Source organism: Vibrio rotiferianus (assembly GCF_002214395.1).
In the GTDB taxonomy this organism is placed as follows: domain Bacteria; phylum Pseudomonadota; class Gammaproteobacteria; order Enterobacterales; family Vibrionaceae; genus Vibrio; species Vibrio rotiferianus.
In genome coordinates this window covers 1,193,193-1,210,531 of record NZ_CP018312.1, presented here as the reverse complement: position 1 = coordinate 1,210,531, position 17,339 = coordinate 1,193,193, and the positions used below count along the sequence as shown (strand labels likewise).

Annotated in this window: 18 protein-coding genes; 7 read left to right on the top strand and 11 right to left on the bottom strand. The window is 46.0% G+C overall.

All coding sequences use genetic code 11. The features are described 5' to 3' along the window. Positions 1 to 213: 213 nt before the first annotated feature. Together BSZ04_RS14645 and BSZ04_RS14640 are read left to right on the top strand one after the other, a co-directional pair. Positions 214 to 1,320, top strand: a complete 1,107-nt coding sequence (locus tag BSZ04_RS14645; protein ID WP_088880676.1) for an HlyD family secretion protein — start codon at positions 214 to 216, stop codon at positions 1,318 to 1,320. Further along, positions 1,310 to 2,314, top strand: a complete 1,005-nt coding sequence (locus BSZ04_RS14640; protein WP_088880675.1) for a DUF2955 domain-containing protein — start codon at positions 1,310 to 1,312, stop codon at positions 2,312 to 2,314. Before BSZ04_RS14645 ends, BSZ04_RS14640 begins: the two co-directional genes overlap by 11 nt. 152 nt (positions 2,315 to 2,466) lie before the next feature. Here the strand turns inward: BSZ04_RS14640 and BSZ04_RS14635 are convergent, their stop codons facing one another. Continuing rightward, positions 2,467 to 3,336: a LysR family transcriptional regulator gene (locus tag BSZ04_RS14635; RefSeq protein ID WP_071236217.1), complete on the bottom strand. Its 870-nt coding sequence runs from the start codon at positions 3,334 to 3,336 to the stop codon at positions 2,467 to 2,469. A gap of 112 nt (positions 3,337 to 3,448) precedes the next feature. Between BSZ04_RS14635 and BSZ04_RS14630 the strand changes: the two genes are divergently transcribed. From BSZ04_RS14630 to BSZ04_RS14620, 3 genes are all read left to right on the top strand, one after another. Next, positions 3,449 to 4,660, top strand: coding sequence for an MFS transporter (locus BSZ04_RS14630; protein WP_088880674.1), 1,212 nt, complete (start codon positions 3,449 to 3,451; stop codon positions 4,658 to 4,660). Positions 4,661 to 4,742: 82 nt separating this feature from the next. Then, positions 4,743 to 5,324 (top strand): DUF1415 domain-containing protein, encoded by a 582-nt coding sequence (locus BSZ04_RS14625; protein ID WP_009697385.1) that lies wholly within the window; start codon positions 4,743 to 4,745, stop codon positions 5,322 to 5,324. 108 nt (positions 5,325 to 5,432) lie between these two features. After that, positions 5,433 to 6,008, top strand: coding sequence for a nucleoside triphosphate pyrophosphohydrolase family protein (locus BSZ04_RS14620; RefSeq protein ID WP_088880673.1), 576 nt, complete (start codon positions 5,433 to 5,435; stop codon positions 6,006 to 6,008). Between the two features lie 98 nt (positions 6,009 to 6,106). Here the strand turns inward: BSZ04_RS14620 and BSZ04_RS14615 are convergent, their stop codons facing one another. Beyond that, the gene (locus tag BSZ04_RS14615) at positions 6,107 to 6,739 is read right to left on the bottom strand and encodes a class I SAM-dependent methyltransferase (protein WP_088880672.1); all 633 of its coding nucleotides are present in this window, start codon (positions 6,737 to 6,739) and stop codon (positions 6,107 to 6,109) included. A 173-nt stretch (positions 6,740 to 6,912) separates the two neighbouring features. Between BSZ04_RS14615 and BSZ04_RS14610 the strand changes: the two genes are divergently transcribed. Continuing rightward, entirely contained in the window at positions 6,913 to 7,236 is a 324-nt protein-coding gene (locus tag BSZ04_RS14610) for a hypothetical protein (protein WP_088880671.1), read from the top strand. Positions 7,237 to 7,290: 54 nt separating this feature from the next. Here the strand turns inward: BSZ04_RS14610 and btuD are convergent, their stop codons facing one another. The 9 genes from btuD to BSZ04_RS14565 form a co-directional block, all read right to left on the bottom strand. Then, a complete protein-coding gene (btuD, locus tag BSZ04_RS14605) occupies positions 7,291 to 8,058 on the bottom strand; it encodes a vitamin B12 ABC transporter ATP-binding protein BtuD (protein ID WP_088880670.1) in 768 nt (255 codons plus the stop codon). After that, a complete protein-coding gene (gene btuC / locus BSZ04_RS14600) occupies positions 8,045 to 9,040 on the bottom strand; it encodes a vitamin B12 ABC transporter permease BtuC (RefSeq protein ID WP_009697375.1) in 996 nt (331 codons plus the stop codon). Before btuC ends, btuD begins: the two co-directional genes overlap by 14 nt. Before the next feature lie 102 nt (positions 9,041 to 9,142). Then, positions 9,143 to 10,171 carry a succinylglutamate desuccinylase gene (locus tag BSZ04_RS14595; RefSeq protein WP_010448714.1) on the bottom strand — a complete coding sequence of 343 codons (1,029 nt, stop codon included), beginning with the start codon at positions 10,169 to 10,171 and terminating at the stop codon, positions 9,143 to 9,145. A 238-nt stretch (positions 10,172 to 10,409) separates the two neighbouring features. Beyond that, entirely contained in the window at positions 10,410 to 12,209 is a 1,800-nt protein-coding gene (locus BSZ04_RS14590; protein ID WP_088880669.1) for a M3 family oligoendopeptidase, read from the bottom strand. An 82-nt stretch (positions 12,210 to 12,291) separates the two neighbouring features. After that, entirely contained in the window at positions 12,292 to 12,906 is a 615-nt protein-coding gene (gene cobC, locus BSZ04_RS14585; RefSeq protein WP_088880668.1) for an alpha-ribazole phosphatase family protein, read from the bottom strand. 11 nt (positions 12,907 to 12,917) lie between these two features. Continuing rightward, positions 12,918 to 13,451 carry a bifunctional adenosylcobinamide kinase/adenosylcobinamide-phosphate guanylyltransferase gene (cobU, locus tag BSZ04_RS14580; protein WP_088880667.1) on the bottom strand — a complete coding sequence of 178 codons (534 nt, stop codon included), beginning with the start codon at positions 13,449 to 13,451 and terminating at the stop codon, positions 12,918 to 12,920. Further along, entirely contained in the window at positions 13,448 to 14,254 is an 807-nt protein-coding gene (locus BSZ04_RS14575) for an adenosylcobinamide-GDP ribazoletransferase (protein WP_088880666.1), read from the bottom strand. Before BSZ04_RS14575 ends, cobU begins: the two co-directional genes overlap by 4 nt. Further along, positions 14,254 to 15,297: a nicotinate-nucleotide--dimethylbenzimidazole phosphoribosyltransferase gene (cobT, locus tag BSZ04_RS14570; RefSeq protein ID WP_088880665.1), complete on the bottom strand. Its 1,044-nt coding sequence runs from the start codon at positions 15,295 to 15,297 to the stop codon at positions 14,254 to 14,256. Before cobT ends, BSZ04_RS14575 begins: the two co-directional genes overlap by 1 nt. A gap of 19 nt (positions 15,298 to 15,316) precedes the next feature. After that, positions 15,317 to 15,928 (bottom strand): flavin reductase family protein, encoded by a 612-nt coding sequence (locus BSZ04_RS14565; protein ID WP_010448705.1) that lies wholly within the window; start codon positions 15,926 to 15,928, stop codon positions 15,317 to 15,319. Positions 15,929 to 16,590: 662 nt separating this feature from the next. Here BSZ04_RS14565 and BSZ04_RS14560 point away from each other — a divergent pair. Then, positions 16,591 to 17,286, top strand: coding sequence for an NAD(P)H-binding protein (locus BSZ04_RS14560; RefSeq protein ID WP_010448704.1), 696 nt, complete (start codon positions 16,591 to 16,593; stop codon positions 17,284 to 17,286). Positions 17,287 to 17,339: the final 53 nt, after the last annotated feature.

Below are 17,339 nucleotides of genomic sequence, written 5' to 3'. Positions count from 1 at the left end.
CTTTTCTAGTAGAAGCTCTTTGCCACCTCCCCTTTCTTTCTGTAACCCCGCTCTCTCCATCAAAATTTCTCGTTGTCGCATAATGGCAATTTCTAGTATTTACTAGGGTGTATTTTGTCTCTCAACTAAACAGCTTTGAGTTTGATAACGGCCTAAGTCTCAAGCCGATAAAGAACTCAGCCATTGCCTGTCCCATTATTTGTGAGCTCGAATATGTCAGATACAGCAAAAGAAAACCCAACCGCCCAAGAACCGAAGAAAGTAAATAAGGTAAAACGCACCACAAATGCGCTGCTCGCATTAACCCTTGTATCGATTGGGACGGCTATCATCTCTGACCGGATCATTCCAACAACCGACAATGTGCGTGTGGAAGGCAACGTAGTTTCACTTATCCCCCAAGTTTCAGGGCAAGTCGAGAGTATCAGTATCAAGCCAAATTCAGAGGTGAAGAAAGGTGATGTGCTACTTAAGATCAACACCCTCGATTACCAAATCGCGGTCAAACAGGCTGAAGCAGAGCTCAAGATAGCAGGACAAAATGTCGGCTCACAAATGGCCGGAGTCATGTCAGCGCAAGCTCAACTTACGACCGCTCTCGTCGCGCAAGAAAATGCTAAACGCCAGGGGCAGCGCATACTGGCAATGGCGGAAAAAGGGGTAGTATCAAAGTCAGATGCCGACACCACTCGAGCAACGATTGATCGAGCCAACGCTGATGTAGAAAATGCTAGAGCAAACCTTGAGAAAGCCAAACTTCAAGTCGGTGCTACTGGTGAAGAAAATGCGCAAATTCAATCCGCCTTACTTGAACTTCAACAAGCGCAACTGAACTTATCTCGTACCACGATGCGTGCTCCCTCTGATGGCGCTGTCACCAATTTCAATTTGTCACAGGGTGCATATGCATCCGCGGGTGCGCCACTAATGACGTTTGTAGAAAACGATGGATTATGGCTTGAGGCATTCTTTCGTGAAAACAGCTTAGGTAACATCCATGCTGGTGACAAAGTTGAAATCGCACTTGATTACGCCCCAGGTCGAACTTTCAGTGGTACGGTATCTTCGGTGGATTTAGGTGTTGCATGGGAGGCGAACAACCAACCAGGCACCTTGGCAACGGTTAAGAACCAGAATGGTTGGCTACGCGATACACAACGCATGCCAGTGACAATAAAACTTGATGATGAACACGCCATCGACCTAATGCGCATCGGTGGCCAAGCTGACGTCGTGGTGTATACCGGAAACAACACACTGTTTAACTTCCTTGGCAAGGTGTGGATTAACCTAGTGAGTGTTTTCTCTTATGTGCGCTAACATCACTCAAACGCAAGAAAGACGCATCCTACGCTACATTGTCACTGTGGGGTGTGCCGCTTTCATTGCCCTATGGTTCAACTGGCCATTGGCATTCTGTACTCCACTGCTGACGGCTAAGTTCATCGTCGATAAGCCGCAATTCCATGTTCTGCATGTAAAACAACTTGGCTATGCGCTGATTTCAACCGCAGTGATTGGTTTTTTGGTCTCAACGGGATTACCGGAATATAAAATCGCTTTCCTTACCGTGTTCTCATTGGGCATGCTGTGGGGCTACTATCTATTCACTGACCCCAAATGGGTAATGTTCGCAACATTCTTGATGATAGCTCTGATTCTTATCCCTTCAGTAACCATCATTGACCAACAAGCAGCGTTAGATGTGGGCGTCGGCTTCGCCTTTTCTGGCATTGTTGCTGTGGCTCTTTACGGCCTCTCACACGTCTATTTCCCCGAACAGGAGGAGCATACATTTGAGGGCTTCCCCCCTTCTCCATTGAGTAAAGAAGCACGCTGGAATGCTGCCACCCGAGCGTGGATGATGTCATTCCCTTTGGTGTGTTTATACTTCTATTTTCAATTATCACAAATACTGCTGACCGTTGCCTTTGTCATGTTGCTATCTCTAATGACGACAAGTGACAAAGCAGGTAAAACATCAATGTTTTTCGTCGCTAGCAACATGCTCGGCGGTCTTCTTGCCTTTGCCGCTTTTGTAACGATTTCACTTGTACCAAATCTGTATATTTATATGCTTGTCACTATGGTGGTCATCGCATTACTTGGCACCAAAATTTATACTGAGCCAGCTAAAGCCCCCATATACGCCACTGCGTTTACAGGCTTTATGGTGCTGATGGGAACTTCCATGAGTAACGGAGCTCTAGATGATAAGTTCTACGTACGGATATTGCAGCTGCTGTTCGTCGTTGCCTACATGGTATTCATGACGTACTTTTTCGAATCTCGTGGAAAGCTAAAAGCGCACTAGCCAAAGAGTCTTATTACAGTGGAGCTTTGTCAGATGTGTTCTCTATTATCAAAGTGCAGAACAGTAAAAAGCTTACCAAAAAACTCCGATAGTAGATTCTGGATCACGTTCTTTCCCCACTGGGTGACAACAAAGCAAGTCAGTGTTTTCCATCAAACATACCGCTTAATAAAGTCGATAAAAGTTCGGTCGGCGATGGACAAATAGCCTTGCTTTCGCCAAGCGAGTGCAAGGTCGAGCTTAACGCTCGGTTCAAATGGGATACCCACCACGCCCTGCTCATGTTGTGTCACCAGTTCAAGAAGCGCAGTAATAGCAAATTCTTGTTTAACGATACTCAGAATGAGCGGCAGCAAGTTGGTTTCAAATGAGGACTTCATTGTAAAGCCATGCTCTTCGCTGACGTGGTCTAAGAATTCTCGGTGGAAGTAGCCATGTTGGAACATCACCAAATCATGCTCGAAAAACTGATCAAATGTGATGGCGTTGCGCTGAGCTAAATCATGTTCCGGAGCCACTACAGCAACCATTTGGCTAGTAAACAAATGGTCAGTTTCTAAGTCGTCTGGTACATCGTCACAGCTGATCACGCCAATATCGAGCTGACCATTAAGTAACATTCTACGAATAGACTGAGTGCCCGCCTCCACCAGCGTCAGCTTTAAATCTGGATACTGGCTCTTAAACGCCATGACAATTCGAGGGAAAAAATAGCTGCCCATCATTGAAGGCGTACCAAGGCGCACTTCCCCTTTGGCTAAACCTTTGAGCTCATCAATTGCTAGCTGCGCATCGTGTAGTTGCTGAATCACTCGTTTAGCGTGAACCAACAGGGTTTCCCCTTCTTTGGTTAAGCTGATTTTCTTCTCTTCTCGGCGAAACAACGTCACGCCAAGAGACTGCTCGAACTTCTTAATTGAAATACTTAACGCTGGCTGAGCAATGTGCAAAGCCTTAGCTGCATGAGTAATGTTGCCGTGTTCCGCGACCGCCAAGAAGTGTTTGAGTTGCTTCGATTCCATTAGATCAAAAATATATACCAACCATATTTTTAATATATTTTTTCAATCCACAACTAACTGATAGATTGATCACAGTTTCATTATATTTGCTCGCTCGCATTAGGCAGGACTCATGGTCAGTTTCGGCACTCCAGAATACAAACGCATTACGCTATCTCTGGCACTCGGCTCGTTTTTGGTTTTCTCGAACCTATATCTCCTTCAGCCGATGCTGCCAAGCTTTGCGGCGCACTTTCAGATCTCGGAAACGCAGGTCAACTGGCTATTCGCCGCCACCACACTGGCTCTCTCCTTTAGCTTGGTCCCAATGGCTGTGCTCTCTGAATCGATTGGGCGCAAACCTGTAATGATGTTTGGTCTGTTTTCGATCCCTGCGATCTCCGCATTAATGCTGCTTGGCGATTCGTTTTTGTTCTTAGTGGTTTGTCGCGCTTTGATCGGTGTTGCGCTTGCCGCGTTTGCTGCTGTTGCCGTTGCTTATATGGCGGAAGAGCTAGATAAACACGCATTTTCAATGGCGATCGGTACTTATATCGCAGCCAATTCATTGGGAGGAATCGCAGGACGTATCAGCGGAGGATTGTTGGCAGACAACTTCAGCATCGATATCGCCATCGAAGTTATGATGCTATTCACCCTTATCGGCGTGGTCAGCGTGCATTACTTGCTACCAAAACAGAAAAACTTCACCCCTTCTTCGAGCAGTTTAAGGCACCACAATCGAGCTATTATCGGACACTTCAAAAATCAACGTGTGTGGTTCGCCATGCTGATTGGTGGTTTGAACTTTGCGTTGTTCGTTAATCTTTATTCGGTAATGGGATTCCGCTTAGTCAGTGCGCCACATAATGTGCCTGTCGGGTTAGCTTCTCTCATCTTTGTTTGCTACCTGGGTGGTACGTTTTCTTCCCGCTGTGCCGGACATTGGAGCAAACGCTTTTCACCGATACTTGGCATGTTTTTAGGCTCTATCGTCAGTATGGCTGGCATGTGGATCGCAGTAATTGAAAGCATACCTGCAATGTTGACAGGTTTGTTATTGATCAGCTTCGGTGCGTTCTTCACTCACACACTTGCTTACGGTTGGGTTGGACAAAACGCAACACAAGCAAAAGCGACGGCGACCGCATTGTATCTCGTGCATTACTATATTGGCGGCAGTTTAGGTGGATTCCTATTGCTCTATTGCTGGCAAAACGGCGGTTGGTCGAGTGTACTAATTGGCGGTAGCACACTGTACATTGCCATGTTCGCTGCTATCGCATTCTTAAAACACATTACAGAGCGAATTGACGCTGGCGATAACGCAGATATAACTGCTTAGCAAGGCGTTAAGCCCTATTGATTTTATGTTGTGGCGTTGGTCTGCTATGCTTGCGCCACATTCATAAAAGCAAGAAAGTCGTATGCCAACGCGCTCAACACAAGAATCACCAAACACCGATATCAATGCGATTACAGAGCAAGTCGATCAATGGCTCAATGATGTCGTGATCGGGTTAAATCTTTGTCCTTTCGCCGCTAAGCCACAGCGCAATAAACAAATCAAAATCTTCGTGAGTGAAGCCTCGCAAGAAGAAGCACTACTTGAAGACATTTTGCTGCAGCTGATCGAACTGAGTAATACCGAGCCAGAAAAACTGGAGACAACCTTGGTTGTGGTTCCCAACATGCTGCAAGATTTCTGGGATTACAACTTCTTCATTGATTGGGTTGAAGGCTTGATCAAGCAGCAAGATTGGGAAGGCATTTTCCAAGTTGCCACCTTCCATCCCGATTACTGCTTTGGCGGTGCGGAACCAGAAGATGATGAAAACCTGACGAATCGCTCTCCTTACCCAGTGTTTCATTTGATCCGTGAAGAGAGCATGGAAAAGGTACTCAAACACTACCCTGATCCAGAGTCCATTCCAGATACCAATATCGCACGTGTATCAGCGCTTTCAGAAGAAGAACGTAAGAAGCTCTTCCCTTACCTATTCCGCTAAAACTCACTCCCCAAGAGACAGAATTCTGACCAGTTAGAATGGGATCGCTTGGGGATTAAAGTTCGGTTTGATATGATTGCGACTTCAATCGATTCAATGGACATTAGAATGCAACTGTCAAAGCTAACCCAAGAGATTTTTGATCACCTATACCGTGACATCACCGAGTTCCGTAGCACTTTCGACCTACCAGTGGCGGATGTTGCAACCCTAGATGCACAAGCAGACACGCTACACACTTCTCTGGCGATCGAAGAGCTTACTGAACTAGCGGAAGCGGATTGCAAAACCGAGCAAGCAGACGCAATCATTGACAGCGTTTACGTTCTAATGGGTCGTCTAGTACACCTTGGTGACAGCAAAGTTGAAGATAACCTAGCGATCAGCTACCTGATCGATCTACTGCTTAACGTAGCGGTGAACCGTGGTATCGACTTTATCCCTTGCTGGGACGAAGTGCACTCAAGCAACATGAGCAAAGTGTGTCGTAACGAACAAGAATACGCAGAAACAGAAGCGTTCTACGCTGAACAAGGCATCAAGCTGATGGCGGTTCAAAAAGGCGAATACATCATTGCTAAATGCGCAGAAGATTTTGTATCTGAAGGCAAAACGGTACGTAAAGGCAAGGTCCTAAAATCAGTTTACTACCGCCCTGCAGACCTTAAGCCACTTACACAGTAAGTCGTCCATTAGGCACTACAGATAAAATTCAGCGCCCACAATACTCGATATTGTGGGCGCTTTTTTATTCCGAGCTTTATTGAATGACTGTCGAGAATTCAAGCTTTCACAGCATACACCGTAATATGGTTTGACGCATTTCGTTCATATACCTCTACATTACGAACTTCAAAGCCTGCTTCTTCAAGTTCAGAAACGAGGTTTTCTTTTGATGAAATACAGCGATAAGTGTACCCATCTTTGTACGTGTGATGACTGTTGCCATCTTTCGAGCACAAACTGCTCACGAAAAACACCCCATTTTCAGACAACAAGCGATACACATGATTGAGAAATGTGGTTCGGTCATTCCCGATAATACAGTGTAGGCAGTTACCATCGATGACAACATCATAACGTTCAGTAAGTTCCAATGATGCTGCAGTTAAGTCAGCGACAACATACTCCCCAGCTATATCAGCTAATTGTGCTTTTTCCCTTGCCCATGCTATTGCTGTTTCTGAGATATCGACACCAGTCACCTCAAAACCATGTAGATAAAATGCCCTGCAGTGATGTCCTTCTCCGCAACCTAACTCAAGCAACCTTCCTCGTATTGGACACCCTTCCATCGCGAGAAAACGTTCCACCAAAATAGGCTTAGACATTCTTTCATTCCCACCCCAGCCTTCCCACCCAGCTTGGCGCGCTTGAACATACATTTCTTCATGAACTAGATAGTTGGTTTTCATATCCTTTCTGCTATCACTCCCTGATAAAGCTCTACTCATCCAAATTGAATCTGCATGTTGCATCCCCAACTACATTGTTATGCTAAAACTAAGCACCTGTTCAGTATTTATTGATATTTCTGAGGTCTATCTCTCTGATAACCTAATCTCAGTTACCATATCGTGGATTACCTATGATTCATATATCTCAAGTGTTGCCGATAGTTGAAAAACAGCTCAAAGAATTGCAGCCTAAAGAAGCGGTAGAGTTTAAGACTTACAAAAGAGATCGCGGTTTTCTGATTTACTGTCTAGCAGATAGCCAGTTCCAAGTTGTTGAAATGGGGTATCACAACCAAACGTTGGCGGGAGATTTGGTCAGTACGCGTAAACACGTTAAAAAAGCCCTCAGACGAGAGTTTCCGAGAAGTAATAAAGTTTGGGTGGAGTATTTTCAGAGTGTCGATAACCCATTAGATATCAAGAAGTCCCATCCACATCAGATGCCTCTGTTTTAGTCTCACAACGAATAAACAGCTTGGCATCTGGATGCACTGTATCTCCTTGGGATACTAATCAAAAATCAAATACGGCCTTTCTTCTACTAAGACCTTCTTAACTTGAGTTTGGAAGACTTCTGCCAAGCCCTCTTCCGTGAGTACTTCATCGGCATAACCTAAAGAATGCAATACGCCGTTATTGAGCAGCAGTACCTTGTCAGCATGCCTTAGCGTTCGATTTAAGTCGTGGTTTGCGACCAACACCCCGATGCCTTGCGCAGCGACTGCATTAATGAGCTGATATAGCAGTCCTTCTTGGGCAACATCCAACGGCGCTGCGGGTTCGTCCAAAATCAATAGCTGAGAGTAAGGGTTAATTGTACGCCACACTTGCAAACACACCCCGGCTAAACGGACACGTTGCCATTCACCGCCGGATAGTGTCTGAATGCTTCGATGAAGCTTGTCTTGCAGCTGCACTAGCTCAATAATGATATTGACTGCGTCTCGTACTTTCTCATCGCCGATATGGGCGCCTGTTGGCAGTGATAGCGCTAAGTATTGAAAGACATCAACATTGAATGCTGGCCTTGACTGTTGACACAAATACCCGCGAAGATGCGCTTGTTCTGAAAGTGGCATTGTGAGCAGGTCGCTATTGTCGACAAGTACTTCCCCACTCACGCCTTCACGCTGAGTTAAGGTGCCAGATATCGCGCCAAGTAATGTACTTTTTCCTGAGCCGTTTGGGCCCACAACATGGACAACCTCACCCGGCTTACATTCAAAGGACAGTGGTAGCAGTCGACTTCCTACTGCAATGTGCTTAACGTGCATCATGACTTTTCACCAGCATCCAAATGAAGATAGGTGCGCCGATAGAAGTGGTCATCACTCCGAGCGGCAGCTCTGCAGAATCGAGCAATAAACGTGCGCCGATATCAGCAAACACCAATAAGGCTGCGCCAGATATCGCAGAAAGAGGCAACAGGTAACGGTTTTCTGTACCAAATGCTAATCGAAGCAGGTGCGGTACGACTAAGCCCACAAAGCTAATGATCCCCCCCAATGCAACGGAGCCACCAACGAGAATGGAAATTGCCAAAATGAGTTTCCAGCGCATCTGATGAACATCAATACCCAGTTGAGTGGCATGGATTTCCCCTAGCATCAACTTATCAAGCGGTTTGCCCTTGCAGCAGAGCCAAATCAACACAGGTAGCATGACCAAAGTGACGGTGTGCTGATACCAACTTGCACCACCAATGCTGCCCATCAACCAGTACATCAACTGACGCAGGCTCAAGTCATCGCTAAAGTAGAACGCCCACGTCACAATGGCGCTCGACAAAATACCCAGTGCAACACCGACGAGCAGTAACCTTGCGGTAGTGAGATGCATCGCACGCGCTATACCAACCAATATGACGGTAAACAACATCGAACCGGCAATGGCAGCCAACATAAAGATCATCGGTGAAGGTAAAACCGGCAAGGCAAACATGACTAGCACCATTGCCAAACTCGCGCCACCGGAGATCCCGAGAACGCCGGGTTCGGCTAAAACGTTCCCGAGTAGAACTTGTAAGGTAGCACCAGAGACCGCCAATGCAGCCCCGATAATGGCGGCAGAAACCAAGCGTGGCAAGCGTAAATCCAACAAGAGTTTTTGTTCAAATGCAGAGAGAGACTGAAAAGGAGAAAGGAATACCTCTCCGACCATCAAGTGGATAGCAGAGAGCAGCACGAGAATCACTGACATGATCAAAAGATTGCGTTGCCAGCGTCGTTCCTTGTTCAGGATAAGTTGTTGAAAATCCATAGTAGCCGATAAATACAAACGAGGCTTAACCTTACAGTTAAGCCTCGGTAAATTGCAAATGTGTTCTTACGCTTTAGTCGCCGAAATTAAGGCGATATGACATTAATCGTAGACTAACTCGCCATCTTCGTAGCGCGTTTTCACTTCACACACCATTAACGCTGCGCGTTGACCAATCGCAACGTGGCGATTTGGGAAAACAACGGCTTCGTTATCGTTCTTCGCCATCAACGGTTTGTCACCATCGTGACCAAACACTTCGCCGTGAACGAATGAGGTAAAGTTCTCGACGTTGTCATCAAACATGAAATCGAAATCTTCGTGCAAGCGCACAATCGTACGACTCACACGGTACTTGATACATGGCTTAGACAAGTGCTCAGCTTTCGCCTCTGCAATTAGGTTACGCAGTGACAAATCGAATGCTGTCAGTTTGTCTAAGTCATTTTCACCAATGCGAGCCACACGACCCAGTTCCATCGTCAAAGCTTGCGCGCCGTAGTTCTCTGCACTGAACCAGCTGAATGTACTGGTTGGCGAGTTAGACAGTAGTACTGCTTCAATATGTGCACTGTCGAGAAAATCAATCAAGGCTTTGCTTCGAACAGGATGACGCGTTTTCGGACTAACAGCAAAGGTGTAGTGCTTTGAATCACGGATCGCACAGTGCAAATCTAAGTGCCAGCGTGTTTCAGCTGCCGTATCTTGATAGAAATCTCTCACTAACAATTTGAGAGTGTCAGCAATCGCAAGCTCTTTGGTCGGCTCGTGCTCTTTCTCATCAAACAGTCGGTTAAGGTTTTCTTCTAAAAATCGCGTATGTGCCAGCGTGGCTTCTGGGTGAGCGATAATGAATAAGCATCGAGCCTCGACTTTCTGAAAGCCAGATTCGATGTCTTTGATAATTGAATCCACCAGCTCCATCGGTGCGGTTTCATCCCCGTGGACACCACAAGAGAGGATGACGTTCTTCGTTTCCTGAGTGTATTCATCAGGAATCACTTCTAGCACACCACGCTGATAGAGTTTAAGTTTTACACCATTAGACAGCACCTGCTCCGCCGGCGCGACATCAATATGAACATCTAACGTGTCAGTTAAAAACGATTGGCGAAAGAGAGACTTCGTCATGCGTTACTCCTTAATAGCACGGCGGGTATGTTAATAAATTGTACAAAGGATTTTTGTTGTTGCGATCCCACTTATGAGTAGAAGCCACCAAATTTATTTAAAATCCCATACCTTTTCGCGCCATGCACTCAAATCAAGCATTGAGGCGTTTATTTTTTAAACAATTACAAAGTGTTAGGGCTGTGAACTTTACCACAGCCCTAAAGAAGATCATTATGATTTGATCAACTTTTAGCGTTTATTCACCACGTTGTGCGAGTAAACGTTCAAATTCGTCTACTTTGTCACGAACTAGCTCCACACTCTGCTGCCAGAATTCTGGTTGCGTCAGGTCCATTGAAAGATGCTTGTCTACAACCTCTTCAGCCATCATGTTGCCAGTATCGCGCAATAGATCTACGTAATCATCGTAGAAGCGCTCCCCTTTAGCGTCACGCTGAGCGTAGATACCTTTACTGAACAAGAAACCGAACAGATATGGGTAGTTGTAGAAGCTCAGCCCAGCAATTGAGAAGTGCAATTTGCTCGCCCAGAAATAGGGGTCAGCTTCGCTCATCACATCGCCATACCAATCTTTCCATGTTTCTGACATCAGTTTACAGAAGTCATCCGCTGTCAGTTCCCCCTCTTGGCGACGCTCGTAGAACGCTTTCTCGAACTCGTAACGAACTGGAATATTGATCATCAGCGCTAACGCCGAAGAGAGCTCTTCCCACAGCATTTCGAGCTTATCATCCACACTTTCTGCTTTTGAAATCAGATGATCACGAACGATGTTTTCAGCGAAAATCGAGGCGGTTTCTGCCAACGTCATTGGGTAGTACGTTTGGCAAAGCGGTAAGTCACGAATCACCCAGTTGTGGAATGCGTGACCAAGCTCATGAGCAAGCGTCATCAGGTCTGAGCGGCTACCACTCCAAGTCATAAACACGAGCGGCGTACGCGTCGCCGGTAGCTTAGTACAGTATGCGCCAAGGCGTTTGTTGGCATTAGGCGCGGCATCAATCCAGCCGTTTTGTACCATCATGCGGACAAACTCCGACATATCTGGGTTCACGGTTTCGAACGCTTCACAAATGACGTCAATTGCTTCATCAAATGGATAAACTTTCGCTTCGCCACTCAAAGCAGGCATCGCAGCAAGATGATTCCACGGTTTCATCTCATCCAGACCGTGGACTTTCGCCATCAACAAACCGGCTTTTTGACCAATGTCTCGACTTTCTTTTGCTACAGTCATCATCGCGTCGAGCGTTTCCGCTTTGATTCGGCTGCCATGCAAGCTTGGATCAAGGAAATGGACATCACGTTTGGTAGAACGCTTTTTGTTCTCTGTTAAACGCCAACCTGAAAGCGCGTTAAGGATAGAAGCAAAAGACTCTTGATGTGTTGCCATCGCCTTTTGAACGCCACGCCATGCGGCTTCTTGGCGATCAAATTCAGAGCCATAAAGAATGCTTGCTGCTTGCGAGAAGCCAAGCTCTTCACTTTCACCATCAGCGTAGTCAAGCTTCACTTTCAAAGAGCCCGTGAGGTTGTTGTATAACTTACCCCACGCAGATTTTCCATCCACGCTCATTGCCGCTAATAACTTCTCTTCTTCGGTACTTAAGCGTGTATCAGCCAGCTTGCGTGAATTGAGAATAGAAAAGGCCTGCCCATTGATATCTGGGTTTTCATGATCTAAAACGTGGCTAATGAACTCGTCATCAGCGTGAGTCAATTGAAGCTCAAAGGCACTATAAGCTTGAGAAAGCTCAGAGAAAATACGCGTCATACGACCCAGCAGCGCTTTAGCCTCTGCATTTGTCGCATCCACTGATGCGTAACAGTTTGCGAAGTTAGCAATAGTGCCAGCCAAACGGCTTGCCGCCTCACTGGTTAAGATTGCGTTTTGCATCACTTCAACCGAGTCACAATCGGCAGACTGTTTATTGAGTAGGTCAATGCATTGCTCTACAAGCGCAATGTCATCTTGAATACGAGGGTCAGCGAGATCGTTATAAACGATGGATAAATCCCAGCTAGGAGCGGTCATTTATGGTTCCTTTTGATGTAATCGAGCCAAAACGTGTTTCTCTTCAACTAATAAGAGAACCAAGCAGAAGCTACTTCCGTGACTAATTTTCAAATAGTGGTACGCCTATCGAACGAACTGAGGCGTAAATCTGATCATCGATGGTAATCGTTATATGTGTTACTGACGCATTTCCTATCGCTAATGTCGAATACCATCGTGGATTGCGCCAATCTACACCCAAAACATGGGCAAGAATCATTCTTATTACGCCACCATGCGTGACAATAAGCAAGTTGTCATTGATATCATTAATGATTTGAGACCAAGCACAAGTTACGCGATTTGCAAATACATCCAAACTTTCCGCTTTGGGCAATGTGTGTTGGGCGGGCGCTTTCCAAAACGCTTCAAGCTTATGCCAGTGCTCAGAAAGCATGTCAAATGGGACACCATCGAAATCACCAAAATCCAACTCTTGAAGCAAGGGTTCCACGCTCAAAGGCAGCAAATCCTGTTCAGCTATCATTTGAGCAACGTCGTGACAGCGTAACAATGGAGAACTAATAATACCGCCGACTTCCTTGCCATTTTGCCGCCATGCTAGCGCAATTTTACGTTGCTCCTCTTCATCCACTTTTAAATCCGTTTGTCCATGCAACCCTGGGGCTGCATTTACTTTGCCATGTCGAAGCAGATAAATATTCAGCGTTTGCATCTCTTCACATCCTAAGATTTCAATTCAAGCGGCAAGCCAGCGGCTACAAACGTGACACGTTCACACACCGTCGCCAGTTTTTGATTCATGCGCCCAGCGTTATCGACAAAATGGCGACTAACAGTGCCAAGCGGAACGATACCCATACCCACTTCGTTAGAGACAAAAAGCAGCCTCGCTTCAGATTGCGCTACCGCGTTCACCAGCTGATGTATCTTTTCCTCTAAGCGCTCATTGCAGCAATCATCACCGAGTTCAAAGATCCAGTTGTTGAGCCAAAGCGTAAGGCAGTCAACTAACACGACATCTTGAGACGAAAACTCACAAATGAGCTCAGGCAAGTTAAGCGGACATTCATGTTCAATCCACCCAGCCCCGCGCTGAAGTTGATGGTGAGCAATGCGCTGCCTCATTTCCTCATCAAAAGGCAATGCCGTCGCCACATAGTGAAGCGTTCCGTTTTTATTTTGTGCCCACTGTTGCGCCCTGCTCTCTGCTAAGCTCGATTTTCCTGAGCGCGCACCACCTAGAATAAGTTGCTTCATAATGAATGACTAAATGCGATAAGAGTGAGATAAACAAGCAACTCTGCAAGCTGCTGCGCGGCACCAAGGCAATCGCCAGTAAATCCGCCGATACGTTTGGTCAGCCAGCGTTTAAAGCCCACACGAAACAGTGCCAATACCAATACAATCACAGCTGCCTGAGTCACACCCAGTAACAACGCTACAACCCCACCAGTTAAGAGCAGTATCGCGACTTCTAAGCTCGATTGTTTGTTCGCCAACGGTTTACTTTTCGAGGTATCCGCGTCACTAACATAAGGCATGTCATATATGAGAGTGGCTGCTAGTGCTCGGCTCACGGTGTACGCTACGACGATCATCAGCCAAAACTGAGGTTCATTGGCTAACTCGCTCCAAAATACAAACTTCGCCAGCAGCGCCATCACTAGTGTTGCCGCGCCGTAAGTCCCGATGCGACTGTCTTTCATGATGGTTAAGCGGCGCTCTAACGTCATACCACCGCCAATGCCATCCGCCATATCCGTTAAACCGTCCTCATGGAACGCGCCGGTAAGCAGTAGGCTGAAAGCCATGGTTAGAACAATGGAAACTGAGTTTGGGAACAACAGACTCGCCACTGAAAACACAGCTACGCACAACAACCCAAGCAACACACCGACCAAAGCAAAGTACCGCCCCGCTTGGTTCATGCGCGTTTCACTGTAAGGTAAATCAGCAGGTACAGGTATACGGCTAAAAAAGCTTACTGCAAGCAAGAAAAGCTCGCTCTGATAGCGCAAAGAACGAGTCTCTGAAGGGATAGTATTATCAAGCGTAGACACTACACCGTTACTCCTGCACTCTCAAAACTTGCCATGTTGTTGTAAAAATGAGCCGCCGCTTTCACTAGTGGTAAGGCAAGTGCTGCACCAGTCCCTTCACCTAAACGCAACCCAAGATCCAAGAGAGGCTCCGCTTGCAAGCATTCCAGTACAAACTTGTGCCCATTCTCTTCTGAGTTATGAGCAAACAACATGTAATCTCGCGACTCTTCATCCAATAGAGTCGCCACGTAAGCGGCAACAGATACGATAAACCCATCTACTAAAACTGGCGTTTTATGGCGTTTTGCTTCTAGGAATGCACCGACCATTTGCACGATTTCAAACCCACCGACTTGCGCGAGAACACCTTTTACATCGAGTTCATAGCAACGCCCAACACCTTGTGCGACGAGTTTAATCTTACGGCCAAACTGCTCATGAGTAATTCCCGTCCCCAAACCAACACAGTGATCGACCTCTAACGGGCTAAGTGCTGTTAATAGCGCAGACGCCGAGCTTGTGTTCCCAATGCCCATTTCGCCAAACATTAGAAAGTTAGAACCGCCGTAAATACTTTGCTCGGCAACTTTCGCACCATACTCCAAGCCCAATGCGACTTGCTCTAATGACATCGCAGATTGCTTTGAAAGATTGGCCGTACCGTTACCAAGACGCTTTTCGATTAAGTTTGGATGATCTTTGAAGTTTGGGATTAATGTATCGATTGGCGACAACATACCGCAGTCAATAACTTTAAAATCGATTTGGTTAGTCTCACAAAAACAGTTGATAGCCGCACCTCCTGAAAGGAAATTAGCCACCATTTGCTGTGTAACTGCACTTGGTGCAATGCTAACCCCTTCTTCAGCGATACCATGGTCACCAGCAAATACCAACATGGTCGGTTTGCGAATTTCAATGGTTTCCGCAGCTTGAGGTTTATCTTGGCTTTGAATCAACGCCAGTTCTAATGCTACTTTTTCTAGCAGGCCAAGTGATCCAAGCGGTTTCGTTTTATTATCAATACGTGCTTGAATTTCTGGCGCAAAAGAGCGATCCATGATGATGGTTCCTTATTAATTATTTTGGGCGAGCGACAGAAAACGTTTTGTCTAGCGTGGCATAATCGTTTCCACCGAGGCGAGCTAATGGATCCACTGCTAGAGCGTCGACTTTTAAACGATCACCTTCCATGGATATGACCCGTTCATCAACATAAATGTGTTCAATTTCAGCAAAGATTAAACTTTGTGGCGTCTCACCCATCTCAATGACTTCATGTAACTTACAGCCGAATGCAATTGGCGCGCCCTCTAGGCGTGGTAATTCGAACCCTTTAAAATCTGTTGTTTCGAGTTGAGTAACTTCCAGTTCGGATTCTCCATACTCTAACGTTGCTGAAGACTTGGTGACCTGCTCTGCTAGGTCGCTCGGTGCGATGTGGATAACCAACTTACCGGTTTCTAATGCATTTCGCGTGGTGTCTTTGATATCTCCATTGGGCTTTTTCCCCACAGAAATCATCAATAAAGGTGGACGACTGGAAACCGCGGTAAAATAGGAAAATGGCGCTAAGTTGAAATTCTGCTCACCTGAGTCAGTAAGCACCCAAGCGATTGGGCGAGGAATGACAGTTTGAGTCATTAAATGGTACACCTGCGTTGGTGCAAGTGTACTGAGATCTATGTTCATACGACGTCCTTGGTCTTTGAAAATCTCAAATGAGCCAGCAGCTCAATTTTCTGAAAGAATCAGTGTACCCCTCTCACATGCAATTTCACCTAGTTTTCTCATTTTGACAGCAACTTTTACCAATCTGACTTCCATATTGACAATACCATTGCTTCAGAAACCTAATTTCATCAAAGAAATGGCATCAACCACCTCGAATTACAGAATAAACCCTTCATATAGAAGCGAGAGGAACAAATCACCGCTGTAGAGAGCCTAGGCCCACAACAAATTAACTGACTGTTTTAAATGAAAATCCCGTTTTTCTTGATTTCAGATTTCAATACCAGAAGCTTTCTTTTTATAGTGCTGACAGGTTTTGGCATGACTGATGCAAGTGTAAACGTGTCCCAATAAACGCAGCGAGGCGCCATGTTTGCCAATCAGAGCCGCCGACCTAAACAGAGGGGAAAAGCGAAGTCAGGAAGCCCACCTCGACGAAAAGTACCCCTATCATTCTCCTAACGAAAAAGACCCGTTTGCCCTACGGGTCTTTTTATTTATGTCATCGACTTCACTTTGGCTTGCTCGTTAAGCTTCAAACATTCGAGCTGCACATAAAACCTAGTTGAACAAATAAGCTACAATAGCCTAAGCACTTGTTCTCTAAGAGGAAGGATATGATGAGCAATGATTCAAATACCTGCGTCATAATCGCAGGCGCAACTGGGCTTGTTGGCAAAGAAGTCATCGCTAACCTGCTGTCACAACCCAGCATAGAAACCGTATACTCTCTTTCTCGAAGAGCGCTTTCTGACATTGCCGATACTGAAAGCAAGATAGTGCCTATTATTGATGCCGAGCTTTCCATTCACAATTGGGATGAACAACAGCCAACTCCTAGTATCGGAGTAATCTGCTTAGGTACGACACTTAAGCAAGCTGGCAGCAAGGAAGCGCTACGAAAAGTCGACGTAGAACTGGTCTGTAAGGTTGCCCAACAAATGAAAATGATAGGAGTGAAACGAATCGCGATAGTTTCAAGCTTGGGAGCGAAAGCTTCATCATTCTCTCATTATCTCGCCTGTAAGGGGCAGATGGAAAAGAACATTGAGAAAATGGGGTTCGAAGAAGTCGTCTTTGCTAGACCGGGTCCCTTAGTCGGCCAACGTGATACACCCCGTACCGACGAGAGGCTCATTCAATCACTTTCTAAGGTCACTCGACCATTAATGTGGGGAAAACTCGCCGACTTTGTACCGATTCAGGCTAGAGATGTCGCTAAGGCGATGATTTATCAACTTTTCAGCTACCAAGAAGAGCCCACTGTCTATTTGCATAGAAGGGAAATGTTGGACTTAATTAAACACTTTGGCTAATCAAACTCAAATCAAGTGAATTCTTCAGCTTTGGCTTTTTCATTTTCACAACG